This window comes from Psychrosphaera aquimarina, assembly GCF_032461525.1.
Lineage (GTDB): Bacteria > Pseudomonadota > Gammaproteobacteria > Enterobacterales > Alteromonadaceae > Psychrosphaera > Psychrosphaera aquimarina.
This window is the reverse complement of the sequence record NZ_JAWCUA010000001.1, coordinates 201226-219907: the sequence shown is the minus strand read 5'-3', so window position 1 is coordinate 219907 and position 18682 is coordinate 201226. Positions and strand designations below refer to the sequence as shown.

General features: G+C 37.7%; 20 protein-coding genes. 12 read left to right on the top strand and 8 right to left on the bottom strand.

Going from position 1 to position 18682, the window contains the following annotated elements; genetic code table 11:
- Positions 1 to 72 precede the first annotated feature (72 nt).
- The 8 genes from RT723_RS01090 (at position 73) to fur (ending at position 6705) form a co-directional block, all read left to right on the top strand.
- Positions 73 to 384, top strand: coding sequence for a hypothetical protein (locus tag RT723_RS01090; protein ID WP_315945542.1), 312 nt, complete (start codon positions 73 to 75; stop codon positions 382 to 384).
- Positions 384 to 773 (top strand): HlyD family secretion protein, encoded by a 390-nt coding sequence (locus RT723_RS01085; protein ID WP_315945541.1) that lies wholly within the window; start codon positions 384 to 386, stop codon positions 771 to 773. The genes RT723_RS01090 and RT723_RS01085 overlap by 1 nt, the downstream gene beginning before the upstream one ends.
- Before the next feature lie 8 nt (positions 774 to 781).
- On the top strand, positions 782 to 1378 hold the full coding sequence (locus tag RT723_RS01080) for an efflux RND transporter periplasmic adaptor subunit (RefSeq protein WP_315945540.1): 597 nt from the start codon (positions 782 to 784) through the stop codon (positions 1376 to 1378).
- 15 nt (positions 1379 to 1393) lie between these two features.
- A complete protein-coding gene (locus tag RT723_RS01075) occupies positions 1394 to 2077 on the top strand; it encodes an ABC transporter ATP-binding protein (RefSeq protein WP_315945539.1) in 684 nt (227 codons plus the stop codon).
- An 11-nt stretch (positions 2078 to 2088) separates the two neighbouring features.
- The gene (locus RT723_RS01070; protein ID WP_315945538.1) at positions 2089 to 3084 is read left to right on the top strand and encodes an ABC transporter permease; all 996 of its coding nucleotides are present in this window, start codon (positions 2089 to 2091) and stop codon (positions 3082 to 3084) included.
- Complete coding sequence (locus tag RT723_RS01065; RefSeq protein ID WP_315945537.1) at positions 3066 to 4571, top strand: FtsX-like permease family protein; 1506 nt, start codon at positions 3066 to 3068, stop codon at positions 4569 to 4571. Before RT723_RS01070 ends, RT723_RS01065 begins: the two co-directional genes overlap by 19 nt.
- A gap of 154 nt (positions 4572 to 4725) precedes the next feature.
- Positions 4726 to 6153, top strand: a complete 1428-nt coding sequence (gene rimO / locus RT723_RS01060; RefSeq protein ID WP_216055644.1) for a 30S ribosomal protein S12 methylthiotransferase RimO — start codon at positions 4726 to 4728, stop codon at positions 6151 to 6153.
- Between the two features lie 114 nt (positions 6154 to 6267).
- Entirely contained in the window at positions 6268 to 6705 is a 438-nt protein-coding gene (fur, locus tag RT723_RS01055; RefSeq protein WP_216055643.1) for a ferric iron uptake transcriptional regulator, read from the top strand.
- An 80-nt stretch (positions 6706 to 6785) separates the two neighbouring features.
- Here fur and RT723_RS01050 read toward each other — a convergent pair whose 3' ends face one another.
- Positions 6786 to 7415: an MBL fold metallo-hydrolase gene (locus tag RT723_RS01050; RefSeq protein ID WP_315945536.1), complete on the bottom strand. Its 630-nt coding sequence runs from the start codon at positions 7413 to 7415 to the stop codon at positions 6786 to 6788.
- 304 nt (positions 7416 to 7719) lie between these two features.
- On the opposite strand from RT723_RS01050, the gene RT723_RS01045 reads away from it, so the two are divergent.
- On the top strand, positions 7720 to 8559 hold the full coding sequence (locus RT723_RS01045; RefSeq protein ID WP_315945535.1) for a MaoC/PaaZ C-terminal domain-containing protein: 840 nt from the start codon (positions 7720 to 7722) through the stop codon (positions 8557 to 8559).
- Between the two features lie 35 nt (positions 8560 to 8594).
- On the opposite strand, the gene rplT is transcribed toward RT723_RS01045, so the two are convergent.
- The 4 genes from rplT to thrS all read right to left on the bottom strand — a co-directional run bounded on the left by rplT (position 8595) and on the right by thrS (position 11856).
- A complete protein-coding gene (rplT, locus tag RT723_RS01040) occupies positions 8595 to 8954 on the bottom strand; it encodes a 50S ribosomal protein L20 (protein WP_215962909.1) in 360 nt (119 codons plus the stop codon).
- 17 nt (positions 8955 to 8971) lie between these two features.
- Complete coding sequence (gene rpmI / locus RT723_RS01035; RefSeq protein ID WP_216055640.1) at positions 8972 to 9166, bottom strand: 50S ribosomal protein L35; 195 nt, start codon at positions 9164 to 9166, stop codon at positions 8972 to 8974.
- A gap of 113 nt (positions 9167 to 9279) precedes the next feature.
- Complete coding sequence (infC, locus tag RT723_RS01030; RefSeq protein WP_216055639.1) at positions 9280 to 9840, bottom strand: translation initiation factor IF-3; 561 nt, start codon at positions 9838 to 9840, stop codon at positions 9280 to 9282.
- 105 nt (positions 9841 to 9945) lie between these two features.
- On the bottom strand, positions 9946 to 11856 hold the full coding sequence (thrS, locus tag RT723_RS01025; RefSeq protein ID WP_315945534.1) for a threonine--tRNA ligase: 1911 nt from the start codon (positions 11854 to 11856) through the stop codon (positions 9946 to 9948).
- A 262-nt stretch (positions 11857 to 12118) separates the two neighbouring features.
- Here thrS and RT723_RS01020 point away from each other — a divergent pair, with 262 nt between their 5' ends.
- On the top strand, positions 12119 to 12868 hold the full coding sequence (locus RT723_RS01020; RefSeq protein WP_315945533.1) for a pteridine reductase: 750 nt from the start codon (positions 12119 to 12121) through the stop codon (positions 12866 to 12868).
- A gap of 11 nt (positions 12869 to 12879) precedes the next feature.
- Positions 12880 to 13080, top strand: coding sequence for a CPXCG motif-containing cysteine-rich protein (locus tag RT723_RS01015; RefSeq protein WP_216055636.1), 201 nt, complete (start codon positions 12880 to 12882; stop codon positions 13078 to 13080).
- Between the two features lie 29 nt (positions 13081 to 13109).
- Here RT723_RS01015 and RT723_RS01010 read toward each other — a convergent pair whose 3' ends face one another.
- The 3 genes from RT723_RS01010 to RT723_RS01000 all read right to left on the bottom strand — a co-directional run bounded on the left by RT723_RS01010 (position 13110) and on the right by RT723_RS01000 (position 17671).
- Positions 13110 to 13745, bottom strand: a complete 636-nt coding sequence (locus RT723_RS01010; protein ID WP_315945532.1) for a riboflavin synthase subunit alpha — start codon at positions 13743 to 13745, stop codon at positions 13110 to 13112.
- Positions 13746 to 13774: 29 nt separating this feature from the next.
- A complete protein-coding gene (sohB, locus tag RT723_RS01005) occupies positions 13775 to 14800 on the bottom strand; it encodes a protease SohB (RefSeq protein WP_315945531.1) in 1026 nt (341 codons plus the stop codon).
- 135 nt (positions 14801 to 14935) lie between these two features.
- Positions 14936 to 17671, bottom strand: a complete 2736-nt coding sequence (locus RT723_RS01000; RefSeq protein WP_315945530.1) for a VolA/Pla-1 family phospholipase — start codon at positions 17669 to 17671, stop codon at positions 14936 to 14938.
- Between the two features lie 224 nt (positions 17672 to 17895).
- Here RT723_RS01000 and RT723_RS00995 point away from each other — a divergent pair, with 224 nt between their 5' ends.
- A complete protein-coding gene (locus RT723_RS00995) occupies positions 17896 to 18645 on the top strand; it encodes a YciK family oxidoreductase (RefSeq protein WP_315945529.1) in 750 nt (249 codons plus the stop codon).
- The last annotated feature ends 37 nt before the right edge of the window (positions 18646 to 18682 follow it).

Genomic DNA, 18682 nt, shown 5'->3' with positions numbered 1-18682 from the left:
TACAAATCAGGAGGATAACTATTGGCACAACCACTGCAATTGGACAATAAATTGTAAAACTACGAGATATTCATGGATAAACCACATCTAACAACACCTAATAAAGCCAATTCTGGTACCGCAATGGATAAACAAATTGAAGTTAAGAATACAAATTGGAAAGTCTACTTTATTACCATAGTTATTATAGCTATGGCTGTTGTCTATTATACAAAACAACCCACCAATATCGGTAAATCAATTTCTGTTTCAAGCAGTGATATTACAACAGAGACTGTTACCACTGGCATTTTCGAGGATTACATTCCTGTACGCAGCCGAGTTGTTCCTCTTAAAACCGTATATTTAGATGCTGTTGAGGGGGAAGAGTTGAAAAAATATTAGTGGATGACGGTACTTTGTTAAAAGCAGGTCAACCTATTGTTGTGTTATCAAATACACAATTGCAACTAGAAGTAATGCGTAATGAAGCCGCAGTGACTGAGCAATTAAATAATATGCGTACCATTGAGTTGTCGTTGGAGCAAAACCGCTTAAATCACAAACGTAACTTAATTGAAATTGAATACGAAATTAAAAAACTTAATCGACAACTGACCAGAGAACAAAGCGCATTAGCCGCAGGCAATCTAACCTTAAGCGCACTTGAACAAACAACAGACCTGCTTGATTACTACAAACAACGCAAACAAATCACTCTAGAAAGCCAAAAAACAGATGCCCTCATGCAAGAACACCAACTTAAGTTTCTTACCTTATCGGGGGGCGTTTAGAGCAAAGCTTGGAGTTTGCACGAGAAAATATAGATAACCTTAATATGAAAGCGCCAGTTAACGGTAAGCTTTCAGGTTTTGATTTAGAAATTGGTCAATCAATTAGCCGTGGTGAACGAATTGGGCAAATTGATGAACCCTCAGCCTTTAAATTAGAAGCCAATATAGACGAGTTTTATCTTGGCCGTGTATCAATTGGGCAACTAGCAAGCACAGAACAAAATGGCACCACCTTTCAACTTAGTGTCAGCAAAATTTACCCTCAAATTGTCAACGGCACATTTAGAGTCGATCTTCAATTTGATCAAGTCCAACCTGAAAATATTCGCCGCGGTCAAGCGATGCCTACCAAGTTTAGTTTAGGTGAACCTGTTAACACCTTGTTAATACCAAATGGTTCGTTTTATCAAGACACAGGCGGACATTGGTTATTTGTAATCAACAAAAATACCAATACGGCAAGTCGCCGCAACATCAAACTTGGCCGTAAAAACAATCAATTTATTGAAGTGTTATCAGGCTTAACGTCAGGTGAGCATTTTATTAGCTCAACCTACCAACCTTATACCGACATAGAACAAATAAAAATTACTAAAGATAATTAATAAGGAATAACAACAATGTTAAAAATTCAAAATCTGTCTAAGAGTTACCGTACTGAAAACGTTGAAACAACAGCATTAAACAATATCGACATTGAAATAAACAAAGGTGAATTTATTGCCATTATGGGGCCGTCTGGCTGTGGTAAATCTACCTTATTAAATACCATAGGTATGTTGGACAGCCCTACTTCTGGCCATTATTGGTTTAATGATGAAGATGTAGCGAATTACTCAGAGGCAAAATTAGCCAACATTAGAAAGCATAATATTGGTTTCATTTTTCAAAGTTTTAATTTAATTGATGAATTAACCGTAAGGGAAAATATTGAACTGGCATTGCTTTATCACAACATTCCAAGCGCTGAGCGTAAAGAAAGAGTGGAGAAAGTTATGCAACAAGTGGGCATTGCGCACAGAGCGAATCACATGCCAAGCCAGTTATCTGGTGGTCAACAACAGCGTGTTGCCGTAGCAAGAGCTGTGGTTGGCGATCAAAGCATGATATTAGCGGACGAACCTACCGGCAACCTAGATACTCAGCATGGCCATGAAGTCATGGAAATGCTGCAAGAACTCAACGCAAACGGTAAGACCATAGTTATGGTGACTCACTCGCCTGCACATGCTGAATTTGCCACTCGCACTATCACCTTATTAGATGGTCAAGTTGTAGAGCCTGCCTTAAAAGCTGTTAGCTAAGGAATACTGACATGTTAATTTATAATTATTTATTAAGTGGCTGGCGCAATATCAACCACAACAAGCTGTTTTCAAGTATCAATATATTAGGCTTAGCTATTGGTTTAGCGGCGGTTACCTTGATCACCTTATTTGTTCGTTCTGAGTTATCCTATGATACGTTCTGGAAAAATGCCGATACATTACACCGTTCTCATATTGTATTTAAAATTCCAGGGCGCGACCCATTTAAAGCGGTGTCTGCTCCAGGGCCATTGATACATGCATTAAAAAAAGATTACCCACAAGTAACTCAAGCCTCTCGTGTGGCAAGTATTTCACCTGCAATTATAGTGGGCGCAGAAACCTTTATTCAACAAGTTAGCTTGGTTGATAAAGACTTCCTAACTATGTTTGATTTAACTTCTTTATCTGGTGACTTAAGCAATGCGTTAAACGATCCACATTCGCTAATATTAACCAAAGAATTAGCGGTCAAATACTTTGGTCAAGAAGACCCAATAGGTAAGACTCTCAGTTTAGATTACGACTATTTTAAACGGGATTACAAAATAACCGCGGTGATTGAAAACTCAGTATCTAACACTCAATTACCAATTAAAGCGCTGGCGCTAATTGATGAAAATGACTGGACTGATCGCACCTCTCTTTTTGCTCAATGGTTTTCAGTCAACGCTCAGCTATATTTTCAAACTAAAAATCCGTCTGACTTAGATCATATCAACGCAACGTTTGACGATTTTTCAAATCGTAACTTTCCAAAACTACCAATAGGTGGTGCTGACGCTAAGCCGTCTGACTTTATTACCTTAAGTGCCATGAATATTAAAGACTTACACTTACATGCGGTAGGCAGCGGTGAAATGACTGAACGTGGCAATGCGACACGAGTCTTTATTTTCTCAGCTATTGCCCTGCTTATATTGATCATCGCCATCATTAACTTTATGAACTTATCAACGGCACGTGCTAGTCAAAGATCAAAGAAGTGTCATTACGTAAAGTAATGGGTGCGTCTCGTTCAAACTTAATTTTCCAGTTTCTAGGTGAGTCGGTATTGGTGACCTTCATTGCATTAGCTATCTCTATCGGTTTGGTTGAAATTGCACTGCCTTTTTATAACGAGGTTTTAAATAAAGAGTTAGTCATCAATTATGCTTCTACCGACATGTTACAAATTACAGGATTGGCATTAATCGTTGGTATTTTAGGTGGGCTTTATCCTGCATTTGTATTGTCTAACTTTAGACCGGCAACGGTATTAAAAGCCAACAAATCAGCTGAATCTAGTGCCTCGGTAAAATTAAGAGCCATATTAGTAGTCATGCAATTTGCGGTATCCATTGGCTTGTTTATCTCTACCGCTGTGGTTTATAGCCAAATGCAATATGCAGATAAAATGAATCCCGGCTTTAACAAAGACAATATGCTATTAGTACACCGCATTGGTTTAGATGTGGTTAGCGAAAAACTGGATATGCTAGTTAAAGAGATCGGCAAAGATCCACAAGTAACCGCGATCACTTGGTCAAATGAAACGCCCGGTAACACCAATCAAAACAATACCATGATCCGTTTACCGGGTATGTCGAAAGACGACGCATTATTGATGGGCCAACGTGGTGTTGGTTATGACTTCTTTGCTACTTATGAAATTAAGGTGTTGGCTGGACGTACTTATCAAAAAGAACGTAATGACACACCTCTTGCTACCGCTCAAATACGTGAAGGTGCAAATAGAAAATCATCCATAGTTATTAACTCGTCTGCAGCCCGTCGTTTAGGTTTCAACAGTGCCTCTGATGCATTAGGGCAATCCATATTTACTAGCCGAGGAAACCCTAATGAAAATTTAGAAGCTGAATTGGAGATAATAGGTGTGGTTGATGATGTCCATTTTGAAAGCTTACGCGCAACCATAAGACCAGAAATATATAACTTAAATGCAACCTGGGGCCATACTCTTTCAGCCAGGTTTAATGGCAACCCAGATACATTAAAAGCAAACGTTGAAGCGATTTGGGGTAATGCGATAGCCAACATTCCGTTTAGTTATTCATTTTTACGCCAAGACGTTGCTGATATGTATAAAACCGAACAAGGCCAAGCCAAAATGTTCGCTGCGTTTTCTGGCTTAGCTATTTTTATTGCTTGTCTTGGCTTATATGGCCTAGCTAATTTTACGGCGACCCGCCGAACAAAAGAAATTGGTATAAGAAAAGTCATGGGGGCATCGGTATTTGATATTGTTAAATTACTCTTATGGCAGTTTAGCAAACCTGTCATAATTGCAAATATCATCGCTTGGCCAATTGCATATTGGGCAATGAGTGATTGGCTACAATTGTTTGTATATCGTATCGATAATAGTTACATACTATTATTATCAGCTATTGCCGGTATTGGCGCGTTGATTATTGCTTGGGTTACCGTAACAACAAACTCCGTTAGTGTTGCAAAAGCAAATCCAATAAAAGCCCTTAGATATGAGTGATTCTATTTAATAGTTTAGAGACATAATAAAAAAACACCGCTACCTCAGCGGTGTTTTTATATTTAATGTCCATTTAGGGATATCTACTATTACCACCATAGTTCGGTTTACTGTATAATCCGCACAATTTTAAAGCCTTAGCCATTGAGACAAAATGACAGTAAACAAATTCGACCCAACAAAAGCAAAACAAACCACCACTTTAGAAACACCGGTAAAGGTGATCGAACAACAGCATGAACAAGCTGCTAAAGATGGTCAGTCTTTTGATCTTGGCAGTCGTATAGGTTTCATTAGTTTAGGATGCCCTAAAAACTTAGTGGACTCAGAGCGTATTCTTACACAATTACGTACTGAAGGTTACGAAGTAGTAAATACATATAATGATTCCGATCTTGTCATCGTTAATACCTGCGGATTTATAGATACTGCAGTACAAGAATCTCTAGATACCATTGGTGAAGCATTAAAAGAAAACGGTCGAGTTATTGTAACGGGTTGTTTAGGTGTTAAAGACGATGAAATTCGTGAAATTCATCCAAATGTTTTAGCCGTAACTGGCCCACATGCTTACGAAGAAGTCTTAAATCAGGTTCATGAGTATTTACCAAAACCAGAACATAACCCATTTGAACATTTAGTGCCGGATCATGGCGTTAAATTAACACCAAAACATTTTGCCTATTTAAAAATATCTGAAGGTTGTAACCACAGATGTACGTTCTGCATTATTCCTTCAATGCGAGGGGATTTAGTCAGCCGCCCTATTGGTGAAGTATTATCAGAAGCTGAACGGTTGAAAGCTGCAGGAGTTAAAGAGTTATTGGTTATCTCACAAGATACCAGTGCTTATGGTGTTGACGTTAAACACAAAATGGATTTTTGGAACGGCGCACCGGTTAAAACAGACATGAAGACCTTATGTGAAAAATTAGGTGAGATGGGAATGTGGGTACGTTTACATTATGTTTACCCTTACCCGTCGGTTGATAAAGTCATTCCTCTGATGGCTGAAGGCAAACTACTGCCTTATTTAGACATTCCATTTCAGCATGCAAGTCCTAAGATCCTTAAAGCGATGAAACGTCCAGGTCAAGCAGAACGTGTTTTAGAACGCATCAACAAATGGCGTGAAATCTGTCCTGAAATTGTTATTCGTTCTACCTTTATTGTTGGTTTCCCAGGGGAAACTGAAGAAGACTTCCAAATGTTGTTAGATTGGTTAGAAGACGCTCAACTAGATCGTGTTGGTTGTTTTAAATACAGTGCAGTTGAAGGTGCTAAAGCTAATGAGATTGAAGGTCAAGTTGACGAAGATGTGAAAGAAGAACGTTATGCTCGTTTTATGGAAAAACAACAAGCTATTAGTACCAATAAATTAAAAGCTAAAATTGGTAAAACGATGTCTGTATTAATTGATGAAGTTGATGAAGAAGGCGCTATTGGTCGAACTTTTGCGGACGCACCTGAAATTGATGGTATGGTGTACTTAAATGGTGAAACAAACTTAGAAGCCGGCCAATTAGTTAATGTCAACATTGACCATTCTGATGAATATGATTTATGGGCTAGTACTATTTAATCAAAAAATTTATCGTAAATTAACGTGTAATATAACCTTAATTTACTCATGGTTTAATTAATTGGCTTTTTTGCCTATAATCATCTGCAACTTAACAATAAGAAAAATTACAAAATGAGTGAAAACGACCTTCAATTAAAAAACGCCGGTTTAAAAGTAACCTCTCCTCGACTTAAAGTGTTGGAGATACTTAAATCAATTCCTGATGAACATATCAGTGCCGAAGACTTATACAAGTTAATGTTAGAGCAAGATGAAGAAATTGGATTGGCTACGATATACAGAGTACTTAACCAATTTGATGATGCCGGTATTGTTACGCGCCATCACTTTGAAGGCGGTAAATCTGTTTTTGAATTAAGTGATAAACATCATCACGATCATTTAGTTTGCCTTAAGTGTGGCAGAGTTATTGAGTTTGAAGACGACGTTATTGAACAACACCAACTTATGGTAGCGGAACGTTACAATGTGAAATTAACCCACCATAGTTTATATTTATATGGTGAGTGTAAAGATACAAAAGCATGTGATGAGTTTAAAAATAACTAGTTACTAGTTACTAGTTACTAGTTACTAGTTAAAAAAAGCAGCGATTAAGCTGCTTTTTTATTGTCTGTAATGTAAACCCATTAACGAATGTAAGGGTTCGTATTTCTCTCATAACCAATACTGGAAACTTCACCGTGACCAGACAAAAATTGATAATCATCTGGTAAGGTTAATAAATTTGCATGGATTGAGTCAATCAAGGTTTGATGATCGCCTCTTGGAAAGTCCGTTCTGCCCATACTACCTTTGAATAAAACGTCCCCTACCCAAATAAATTTATATTGATGGTTGATAAAGATTACATGGCCTGGAGTGTGTCCAGGACAATGTTTAACATCAAAAGTTAAGTTACCCACTGTTACCGTATCGTTGTGCTTTAACCAGCGTGCAGGCACAAAAGGTTTAGACTCAGGGAACTGAAACATACGAGACTGATCTGCTAGTTTATCTATCCAAAATTGGTCTTCTAACTCTGGTCCTTCTATAGGCAAATTTAATGCTTCTGACAAATCTTTTGTCCCGCCGGCATGATCAATATGCGCATGGGTAATTAATATTTTTTCTGGCTCAACATTTAACTCTGTTAACCTAGCTTTAATCCGCTCTATTTCACCACCGGGATCAACAATTGCCGCTTTATTAGTTTCTGTGCATACGATGATACTGCAGTTTTGTTGGAAAGCCGTAACAGGGATAACGTCAATTTTCATTACTTTTCTTCTTACTTACAATTAATTAGGTCATTGAAATACATTTGACTTTATAAAGGTTAATTACATAAGTCTTGGATCTCATATTTTCAATCTAACTTAGATCTTACCATTCTAATTTGATAAATTTTAATGGATATAACTTAATTAACGTTAATTCGTCGCCATTATTTAATTTACGTTAAACAAATTATCACTATCTCCTTACTTATCACTAAATAAACGTAAATTAATCCAATGATTAATTGAATAGATCGCATTTGTTTTTTATCCTTGGCGCAGATTAACTTACCTAAACTTACCTATGTCTAATATTCAGCCGTTGTTCTCAGTTCCAAGATTAATTTTCCGTGCGATAAATTCTAAAAAGTGCAAATTAGAAGAATTTAATCCTTTCTCAATCACGGTAAAGAACATTTACGCATCTGAGAAACAAGTCTCTTCGTTTACCAAAGCTTTTGGTCACCCTGATAACATAAAGAGCTACGCTTTCTTAGCGGGATTTAGAACAACGATTCAATGTATTGCTCAAGCCCCTATTCCATCCTCGTTATTGGGGTTGATTCATTTGAGTTGCGAAATAAACCAATTTGCGAAACACAATTGGTTTTTACCCTACGATATCCAAGTCACTGTAAAAAGCTGTAAATCAAGCAACAAGGGTCTCACATACCAAATTGTCACTGACTTTTTTCAACAAGGTGAGTTAACCATTCAAAATACTAACGTAATGTTAGATAAAAAGCCGGGTTATAAAGCCAATCGAAGAGAGACCACTGAAAAAGCTGAGATCATGCAATTAGGTGATTCTTTCTGTAGTTATGCGATCAATTTAAAGACCGCATGGAAGTACGCATTATTGTCTGGTGATTTAAACCCTATCCATTTACATCCATATTTAGCTAAAAAGTTAGGTTTAAAGTCAGTATTAATGCATGGGATGTTCAATGCTCATCAGTGTTTATCGAGTATCTATAAGAAAACAGAAGAAGATTTAGGAAATGTTTATATTGAGTTCAACAAACCTTGTTTTATGCCAAATCAAGTATTTGTAATGCAATATGATGATTCTAATGAATACGGTGTTTTTTCTAAAAACAAAAAAGACAGATATATAAAAGCAGAAATAAAAAAGGAAGGCTAGGCTTCCTTTTTTAATAATTCAAACTGTGTGCTTAATTAAGCAGCTAAAGCTTCATTAGCTTTAACAACCAAAGCAGCAAATGTTGCTTGGTCGTGAACAGCGATGTCAGCTAAAATCTTACGATCAACTTCAATAGATGCTTTTTTCAAACCATTCATGAATTTGCTGTAAGACAAACCGTTTTGACGAGCTGCCGCATTGATACGAGCGATCCATAATTGACGGAAAACACGTTTCTTTTGACGACGGTCACGGTAAGCATATTGACCAGCTTTAGTTACTGCTTGGAACGCTACGCGATAAACACGTGAACGTGCTCCGTAATAACCTTTAGCAGCCTTTAGTACTTTTTTGTGACTCTTACGAGCTTGTACACCACGTTTTACTCTTGCCATTGTTCAGTCTCCTCTAATTAAACGCGTAACATACGGTCGATCAACGGTTTATCAACCTTCGATACCATTTCTTTGTTACGTAAGTGACGTTTACGCTTAGAGCTCTTTTTAGTCAAAATATGACGTAAGTGAGACTGTTTACGTTTGTAACCGCCAGAGGCAGTTTTTTTGAAGCGTTTAGCCGCTCCACTATGGGTTTTCATTTTAGGCATTGGCCTAGACTCCGCATTGGTCTATGTTAATAAAATAGTAATAAGGCGAGTTACTTGTTCAAAAGAATAGTTAGCTACTTTGAAGGCCTTAGTTACCTACATGTGAGTAATAATTACTTACTCTTTGTTGGCGCGAGTACCATCACCATTTGTCTTCCTTCTGCACGAGAAGGGAAAGACTCACAATTTGATATATCTTCTAAATCGGTTTTAACACGATTTAATAAATCTATACCTATGCCTTGGTGTGCCATCTCACGGCCACGGAAGCGGATCGTAACTTTCGTTTTGTCACCGGCTTCTATGAAGCGACGCAGGTTGCGTAGTTTTACCTGGTAGTCGCCTTCGTCAGTTCCAGGTCGAAATTTAATTTCTTTAACCTGAATCTGCTTTTGCTTCTTCTTTTGCTCTTTTTGAGCTTTACTATTTTCGTATAGAAATTTGCCGTAGTCCATCACTTTACAAACAGGTGGCTCTGCATTTGGACTAATTTCAACTAAATCAACACCCGCTTCTGAGGCTGCTGTTAATGCTTCTTCAATTGAAACTATACCTAAAGCCTCACCTTCTAGTCCGACTAATCGAACTTCAGTAAGTGTTATCTCTTCATTTAACCTGTTTTGAGCAGCCTTTTGGCCTCTCTTGTTTTGCGCTCTAATGGCAAAATCCTCCAAAAATAATAATATTAAAGTGAAACGCTACTTTTGTTGTTATGTATTGTTCCACTCACCACAAATTTATTATGCAATTTTATGTTGTTAACACTAAACTGCATTCTCTTAATTATAATTACTTACTACGTCGTCAAATTGAGTGATGAATTCATCCAAAGTTACCGAACCTAAGTCTTCACCTTTACGAGTTCTGACTGCAACTTGTCCAGTTTCTTTCTCTTTTTCACCGACAACTAACATGTAAGGAATGCGTTTAAGAGTATGCTCACGGATCTTAAAGCCTATCTTCTCATTTCTCAAGTCCGAAATGACTCTAATTCCATGTTCTTTTAACTTTTTTTGCACTTTTTGCACATATTCGGACTGAGAATCGGTAATATTCATAATTACTACCTGTTTTGGCGCTAACCAAGTTGGTAACAATCCAGCATATTCTTCAATCATAATTCCGATAAAACGTTCCATTGAACCTAAAATAGCTCTGTGGATCATTACAGGTGTTTTACGTTCATTATCTTCAGCAACATAAGTTGCACCTAAACGACCTGGCATAGAAAAATCGACTTGAACAGTGCCGCATTGCCATGCTCTACCTAGACAATCATGTAGAGTAAACTCAATCTTAGGACCATAAAACGCCCCTTCACCAGGTTGGAAGTCAAAATCAAGTTCATTGGCCGCAAGTGCATCTTCTAATGCTTTTTCAGCTTTATCCCAACTTTCTTCGCTGCCTACACGTTGTTCTGGACGAGTCGATAATTTGATACTGATATCTTCAAAGCCAAGTGTCTTATAACAATCAAATACCATCTTGATACAAGATGTTACTTCTTGTTGAATCTGCTCTTCTGTACAGAATATGTGTGCATCATCTTGGGTGAAGCCTCGTACGCGCATTAAACCATGTAAGGCACCAGATGGTTCATTGCGGTGACAACAACCAAACTCAGCCATACGCAGTGGCAAATCACGGTAAGATTTTAACCCTTGGTTGAATATTTGAACGTGCCCAGGACAGTTCATTGGTTTAATTGCATACTCACGATGTTCTGACTGTGTCGTAAACATGTTGTCTGCATACTTGTCCCAGTGACCTGATTTTTCCCACAAAGAACGATCCATCATTAATGGACCTTTAACTTCATCGTAATCATATTCAGCTAGTTTTTTACGTACAAACTTCTCTAGTTCAGTATAAATTGCATAACCGTCATTGTGCCAAAACACCATTCCAGGCGCTTCTTCTTGCCAATGGAATAAATCTAATGTTTTACCTATTTTACGGTGATCACGTTTTTCTGCTTCTTCAAGACGTTTTAAATACGCTTTTAATTGTTTTTTATCTGCCCATGCTGTGCCGTAAATACGTTGCAACATTTTGTTGTCAGAGTTGCCACGCCAGTATGCACCAGCTACTTTCATTAATTTAAAGTGTTGGCAAAACTTCATATTTGGAACGTGTGGACCACGACACATATCTATGTATTCTTCGTGGTGATATAAACCTGGACGATCATCTTTCTCAATGTTTTCATCAAGAATTTGAATTTTGTACATTTCGCCACGTGACTCAAATACATCTCGAGCTTCTTGCCAACTTACGGTTTTCTTAACAACTTGATAACTTGTTTTTGCCAAATCCATCATGCGCTTTTCGATAGCTAAGATATCATCCTGCGACAATGAGTGTTCCATATCGATATCATAATAAAAGCCATTTTCAATTGTAGGACCAATTGCCATTTTACAATCTGGATATAACTGCTTAATTGCATGACCCAATAAATGTGCGCAAGAGTGACGAATAATCTCTAATCCTTCATCATCTTTGGCCGTTGTGATCTGCAAGGCCGCATCTTGTTCCATAATTTCACATGCATCAACTTGTACACCGTTGATCTTACCGGCGATGGTCGCTTTAGCTAAACCTGGGCCGATGTCATTGGCAACATCTAAAACTGAAACAGGATGGTCGAATGAACGCTGACTTCCATCAGGTAATGTAATAACTGGCATGAGTATTCCTTGGTACAGTGGCGGCGCCTACAATGCGTCGCTTATACTTAATGTTGTTAAGATTTATGACATATTTGTACGGTTACAGTCCGTTCAGTATTTATGCCAAAAAATTAAAGAATTTAGTGAGTTGGGGATTTTATTTTATATAGCCCATTAACGCAAGCACACCAAGTATATTCAATTTGCAGTTTGACTATTGCAAGACTTACAATGGTTACATTCCTCAATAAACCACCTCAGTAGAAAATAATAAGAATATATGACTCAATATGAAAAGGTAGCCTTTGTAACAGGCTCCGCAAAACGAATTGGTAATCAAACAGCTAGAAGTTTGCATCAACAAGGTTATAAAACTATTGTGCATTGTAATCGCTCTACCGACGAGGCTCATTGTTTGGTTGATGAGTTAAATCACATTGCGCCGAACACGGCCAAACTAGTTACAGGTGATTTAACAAAATTCGAACAGTATCAACAAATTGCGGACAAAGTAACTTCTGTGTTTGGGCGATTAGATGTGTTGGTGAATAACGCCAGTAGTTTTTACCCAACTGATGTGGGAGAAACCGCATTAAGCCAATGGGAAGATTTAATGTCGACCAATTTAAAAGCCCCATTTTTCTTAATTCAATCATTCAAAAAGCAACTGGAACAAACAAAAGGCTGTGTTATTAATATGATAGATATTCATGCCGAACGTCCGCTTAAAGGTTATTCGGTATATTGTATGGCTAAGGCTGGATTAGCTATGTTAACAAAGTCGCTTTCTCGTGAATTAGCTCCTAATATAAGAGTGAATGGTGTCGCACCTGGTGCAATTTTATGGCATGAAAATGACTTAAATGATCAGGATAAACACCAAGTGTTAAGTGAAATTTCTTTACAAAGGCTAGGTTCACCTGAAGATATAGCACAAGCAATTTTATATCTAATTGATGCGAACTACGTTACCGGGCAAATCATTGCAGTCGATGGTGGTAGAAGTAATCACGGGGGTGAAAAAGCCTAAGGAGTAGGCAAGTGAATACATTTAATAAAACCATATCGTGCCCACACTGTGGACAAAATGTTAATTTTGAGTTTGATGCAAGCAATGGCGATCAAAACTATTACGAAGACTGCCCTGCTTGCTGTAATGCAATACATATGGGCATGCATTTGGATGATGCACATCAAAAAGTTGAATTAACGATAGATGCCGATGATGAGCAATACTACTAAAAAACACCATTACACCAAGTAAACTAAACTTATACCTTGGTGTAATGTTCTTTTAAATAGCGCTCTACCGTTTCAACGGTTGAATACGTTTGTTGGTCAACTTCAATATTTAAATAATCCCCCACCTTTGCTACACCTAAATTGGTTAGTTTTAATGTTTCGGGAATTAAGTGCAAATCAAAGCTATTCTTGTTTGTGTTACCAACCGTAAGACTAGAACCATTAACAGAAACAAACCCCTTATATAAAATATATTTCATCCACTGTGCGTCTAACGTTAGCGTCATTTTGCAGTTATCTTTACTGTTTTGGATATCTGAAATTTTAGCAACCGTTTGAATATGACCGGAAACAATATGCCCGCCCAGTTCAGTACCAAAGGTAACCGAACGTTCCAAATTAACTTCATCGCCCACATTAATGCTCAGTAGATTAGTTTTACATAACGTCTCATCAATGATGTCAAACTGAGCTTGGCCGTTAGATTTGCCTTTATCTTGATCAAATTGAGTGACGGTTAAACACACGCCATTAATAGCAATGCTTGCCCCAATAGTTAGATTATTTAAATATTCACTGGAAACATCTACGGTCAGTGTTTTAAATTTATCATTACCAACAAACGACACCACCAAAGCTTTAGTTTGTACTATTCCAGTGAACATATTTTTAGCCTTTTAGAAATTAAATGAAGTTATTTATTGGCGGTGAAAGACCAAGTAGTCATTTTGCTGACCATGCTAGAAATACCAGCTGCTGCAGCCACACCAAGCTTCTCAGCTAGTTTTTGTTTAATCTTATATTCCACTTTATATAAAGTATGATCTTTCACTGCATTTAATACAAAATCATCGCTGGTTGATAATTCATCAACCAGTTTTAAATCAAGGGCTTGTTTGCCATACCAATGCTCACCAGTGGCTACCTTTTCAATGTCTAATTGTGGACGATATTCACTGACGAAGTCTTTGAATAAAATATGTGTGTCAGCTAATTCTTGTTTGAATTTATCACGAGCTTCATCTGTGTTTTCACCTAACATAGTTAAGGTACGTTTAAAGTTCCCTGCAGTATGCTGCTCTATTTCAACGTCATGTTTTTTTAATAGCTTGTTAAAGTTTGGCAACTGAGCAACTACACCTATAGAACCAATAATGGCAAATGGGGCTGATATAATTTTATTGGCAACACAGGCCATCATATAACCACCACTAGCTGCAACTTTGTCTACAGAGGCAATCACTTCTATATTTGCATTGCGTAAACGAGCTATCTGAGATGAGGCAAGACCATAACCATGTACAACTCCACCTGGGCTTTCTAATTTAATCAGAACTTTGTCTTCAGGTTGTGCTATTGAGATAATTGCTGAGATTTCTTCTCTTAAAGATTCAACTTCATCGGCATACACGCCACCGTCAAAAGAAATAACGAATAATTTTGAACGCTTTTCTGATTCTTTGTTTTTGCTTTCTTTTTTAAGCTCTTTTTTCAGATTTTTATCAAATGCTTTTAATTCATCTTTATTTAAAAACGAACGTTTAAGATCAACTATTGTATCTTCTATATCTTCAGAAATATTGTCGACATACAATTCACCTTTGCCGCTCACTTTTCCTTTAGAAGCCGCATTAACAATCAGGCCAATAACTAATCCAATTGCAACCACGATGGTAATTGCTTTGGCAACAAACAATCCGTACTCGTATAAAAATTCCAAGGTAAAATCCTTACTGTTAAAGTTTTTTACTATATGAGGTTTAAATAACGAATTTAAACCCTAAATTCAAAAACATATGCACATAAAAAAACCAGCCGAGGCTGGTTTTTATTTTAATAAATAACTAATTAGTCATTAAGGATTACAAGCTGCATTTGACGTATCTTGAATAATGCAATTATCAATTATTCCTTGAGAAACTTGAATTGAATGTCCATCGCTTAAGAAGAAATAAGACATCATCAATTGTAGCTCTTGATTAAGGCTACCGTAAATAGTCTTATATGGCTCTGGTAAACTTGTAGACGGAGACAACATAGTTGAGTGAGAACCTTTAGTGTACCTTACGATACCGCTAACTGTTTCGCTAGAGTTCAGCATAGACTCAGTTACACTAGCTAATCCTAATTGGTTAGCCAAACCTGTAGTACCTGCCAATGGATTTGTTGCAATTGAGTTTGGAATCACTTGGTCAGATGGGTTTGCACCACCTAGTTCTATATCACCAACCATTTCAACCATTAATACAGGAGTATTTGTCGCTTTTAATGTTGCAGCGTAGTTGGTTGGATCACCCGCTTCCAAAACCGTTTGAGCTGCAAAAGCGAACTGTTGCAACCCAGCTTGAATACCCGCTAACTGTTCAGCTGACGCTTCAGCTTTAAATGCGTTATAGGCACAAACCAATGCTGTATTTTGATCGGTAGTTGCAGCAGCACAAGAAGGGTTTGCCGCAATAATTGCACCTAGAGCTGCTGGTGTTAAATATGCAGACATAGCTTCTGTTAACTCATTACCTAAACCGTAAACAACTGATGCAGAAACTAAGTCACCAAATGAACCAGATTCCAATAAAAAGTTAGCTATTGATGAACCTGGATTAGCTAACATAGAAGCGTTAACTTTATATAAGGCTGCTAACTGTGATGCCGTAGCTTCAGCAGTTGCTTGTCTTACAGCTTCGTCTTCAATAGTTGAGTCAGTTACTAATGCTGCACTCACTGGTGAGTTTGCAATTGCAGTAAAGCTCGCTCCCGTAATTGCACCTAGAGAGTGGCCCATATAATAGACTTTTGAGCTATCCACTATATTTCTCACAATCGCACTAGGGTCAGCTAAATTACCGCTAGCATCTACAGCTGCAGTTGCGTCAACTAATCCATTTAAAGATAACCTTAATTTTAAAGTATCCGCTATAGATTGACGCAAATTATCACGAGCTGTTAATAAGCTTGATAAGTTTAAGTAGTGTGTTGGGTCGTTACCTGTAACAGCCGATGATGCATTAATCACTTTAGCCGTCTCACCTTCACCAGAAACAAAACCACGTGTTGCATGCAGTGGATGATCTATCGCTACAGTAGCAAAACCGAACATAGATAAGAAACCAGTAGCAGCTAACATATCATTTTTATTAGAAGTGATACCGTGTTGTAAAATAACCACTGGCCAGCCAGCGTCTGGCTTAGCCGTGATCGGAGATAAGCCATTGATACCACGTATTATGTTTGCATTATCTATATTCGGCAACGTAATTTGTACTTCTACTTTTTCCATACTTTTTACGGCAGGAACTGGGTTGTATTTAGTTAGATGACGTTGTGTATCTAAGCCTAAATCCGCTAAACCTAAAGCTTGACATGTCGCATGATTAGTACCTGGTGTACCTGCTGCTAATTGTTCCGCTGTTGCAGATTTCAAAATTGCACCACTGTCACATGCAGCTTCCCAACGACCAGTTAAAGGATTGCCTGTAGTTGTATTCTCTAAATAATATGGAACATCAATATAACCGCCATATAGATTGGCAGAGTTAAATAGTGCATAAGGCGTAGATGCTGGATCATTTTCTATTGCGCCAGCCCCGACAAGTGCGTTGGCTACAGTATAACCTTGACTTACGATTGGGAACGCCGCCGATATTTGAACCATAGGATCTTCACTTAACGCTGCAGCAGCAAAAGTCTTAGCATTCAATAATTTAGTAATTTGCAATGGATCTGATGTAGCTACCCCTGCAGATTGCACCGTAAATACTTGGGTATAAACAATACTATCTTTATTAGCACCAAATGCCGACGCTAGTGAGTTTTCAAAGTTATTCGTCATCGTTTGTAATAATCGAATACCAGCTTGGGTTGAATTTAACTCTTCTGCCGTTAATGACGGTAATACTAAAGGAGTTGTTTCAATATCTTGCTCAACTGAACCATAAGTTGAAGAAGGCATTAACGAATTACCGTTAGTATCTTTAATTTCTTTTGTTAAAGCGATAGCATAACTCGCGCCAGCTTTAAGTGCCTTTAATGGGGTTATAGCAATGCTTCCGCCGGCCATTGAAGTTACATAATCAACACCAAAGGTAAGTTTATCTAGACCTTTACAAATCAAACCTGAATATGCGGCGTTAGTGCAATCTGGATCAGTAAGGCTTGGGAATTTCTCAACTTGATAAACAGATACTGCATCACCAGACAGAATAGTTGTTGGGTCAATGGTTACACTTGGATCTGCATAATTTAAGGCGATAGTGAATGTGTTTTGTGTACCCCATCCATCAAGTGCACCGATTGCTGCGGCAGGATTTCCGAAATCGACGGCTTCGCCGGCATTTTTCGCTGAGGTTTCATCTGGCATTTCTAATGTGCCGTCGATTGTCCCGCTTAGCAGTAAATCATTTGGAACTGAGATATTACCCCCACTTGGGTCCCAAACAACACTTACTCGTGGTATAAATTTTTCAGCCGCTTTTGCAGCGACTTCTTGTTGTAATTCTTGAGTTTCCTGTTTTACATCTTCTAGAGTTGTATCTCCACAGGCTGATAATCCTAGTACACTCGAAATTGCTATACTAATCGCTAACTTATTCATATTTCTCCCCTGGGTCCTAATTATTTTTTTACCAATTGATTGGTTTGTTATATGGACACTTTTTTAACAGCTTAGACCAGTTAAAGTTACCTCACTTATTTGTAATAAGCTAGTCAAAAATATTAAATAATATGGTTTTTATTCTCTTTTTAACGCTCGGTAGTGAATTATTGTTTGCAGCACTGTAACATTGCGCCGATTTTAAAACATTTAGTTAAGTATTTATGAACCATTTAAACTTTAAAACATCACCAAATGAACTCAATAATAAAGTTATTTTAGTGACAGGTGCCGGAGCTGGGATTGGCCGACAAGCCGCAATCACATTTGCTCAACTTGGTGCTGAAGTCATTTTACTTGGTAAAACCACAAAAAAATTAGAAGCGGTTTATGATGAAATCGTCAATGCAGGATATAAAGAGCCCTCTATCATACCTCTCGATATGAAAGGCGCTACTGTAAAAAATTATCAAGATATGGCTTCTACTATATTATCGGAATACGGCAAACTTGATGGCTTACTGAATAATGCTTCAACATTAGGTGCGCTAAGCCCTCTAGAACATGTTGATGAAGGCACCTTTGATGATGTGATGAAAGTAAACTTTAAAGCAACATTCTATTTAACACAGGCATTAATTCCAGTACTAAAAAAATCGCCTTGTGCTTCTGTTGTTTTCACATCTAGCAGTGTTGGTAAAAAAGGCCGTGCCTTTTGGGGGGCTTATGGATTTTCTAAATTTGCTACAGAAGGCTTAATGCAAACGATGGCAGATGAATTTGAAAATACTTCTATCCGCACTAACTGTATTAATCCAGGCGCAACCAAAACTAGCATGCGCTCCAAAGCTTACCCATCGGAAGATGTCAGTAAACTAGCAACACCGGAACAATTAATGCCAAGCTATGTTTATTTGATGGCTGATGAAAGTAAAAGTGTTAACGGTCAATCTTTGGATGTTCAACCTAAATAATTCAATATAAAAACCACCTTTCGGTGGTTTTTATATC

What these genes read in the sequence shown, in the direction of transcription:
- RT723_RS01045 (WP_315945535.1), top strand. Translation starts at nt 7,720, where the DNA reads ATGTCTAATATTCAGCCGTTGTTCTCAGTTCCAAGATTAATTTTCCGT.
- fur (WP_216055643.1), top strand. Translation starts at nt 6,268, where the DNA reads ATGAGTGAAAACGACCTTCAATTAAAAAACGCCGGTTTAAAAGTAACC.
- RT723_RS01020 (WP_315945533.1), top strand. Translation starts at nt 12,119, where the DNA reads ATGACTCAATATGAAAAGGTAGCCTTTGTAACAGGCTCCGCAAAACGA.
- RT723_RS01090 (WP_315945542.1), top strand. Translation starts at nt 73, where the DNA reads ATGGATAAACCACATCTAACAACACCTAATAAAGCCAATTCTGGTACC.
- RT723_RS01010 (WP_315945532.1), bottom strand. Translation starts at nt 13,745, where the DNA reads ATGTTCACTGGAATAGTACAAACTAAAGCTTTGGTGGTGTCGTTTGTT.
- rimO (WP_216055644.1), top strand. Translation starts at nt 4,726, where the DNA reads ATGACAGTAAACAAATTCGACCCAACAAAAGCAAAACAAACCACCACT.
- RT723_RS01000 (WP_315945530.1), bottom strand. Translation starts at nt 17,671, where the DNA reads ATGAATAAGTTAGCGATTAGTATAGCAATTTCGAGTGTACTAGGATTA.
- thrS (WP_315945534.1), bottom strand. Translation starts at nt 11,856, where the DNA reads ATGCCAGTTATTACATTACCTGATGGAAGTCAGCGTTCATTCGACCAT.
- RT723_RS01070 (WP_315945538.1), top strand. Translation starts at nt 2,089, where the DNA reads ATGTTAATTTATAATTATTTATTAAGTGGCTGGCGCAATATCAACCAC.
- RT723_RS00995 (WP_315945529.1), top strand. Translation starts at nt 17,896, where the DNA reads ATGAACCATTTAAACTTTAAAACATCACCAAATGAACTCAATAATAAA.
- rplT (WP_215962909.1), bottom strand. Translation starts at nt 8,954, where the DNA reads ATGGCAAGAGTAAAACGTGGTGTACAAGCTCGTAAGAGTCACAAAAAA.
- RT723_RS01075 (WP_315945539.1), top strand. Translation starts at nt 1,394, where the DNA reads ATGTTAAAAATTCAAAATCTGTCTAAGAGTTACCGTACTGAAAACGTT.
- RT723_RS01050 (WP_315945536.1), bottom strand. Translation starts at nt 7,415, where the DNA reads ATGAAAATTGACGTTATCCCTGTTACGGCTTTCCAACAAAACTGCAGT.
- rpmI (WP_216055640.1), bottom strand. Translation starts at nt 9,166, where the DNA reads ATGCCTAAAATGAAAACCCATAGTGGAGCGGCTAAACGCTTCAAAAAA.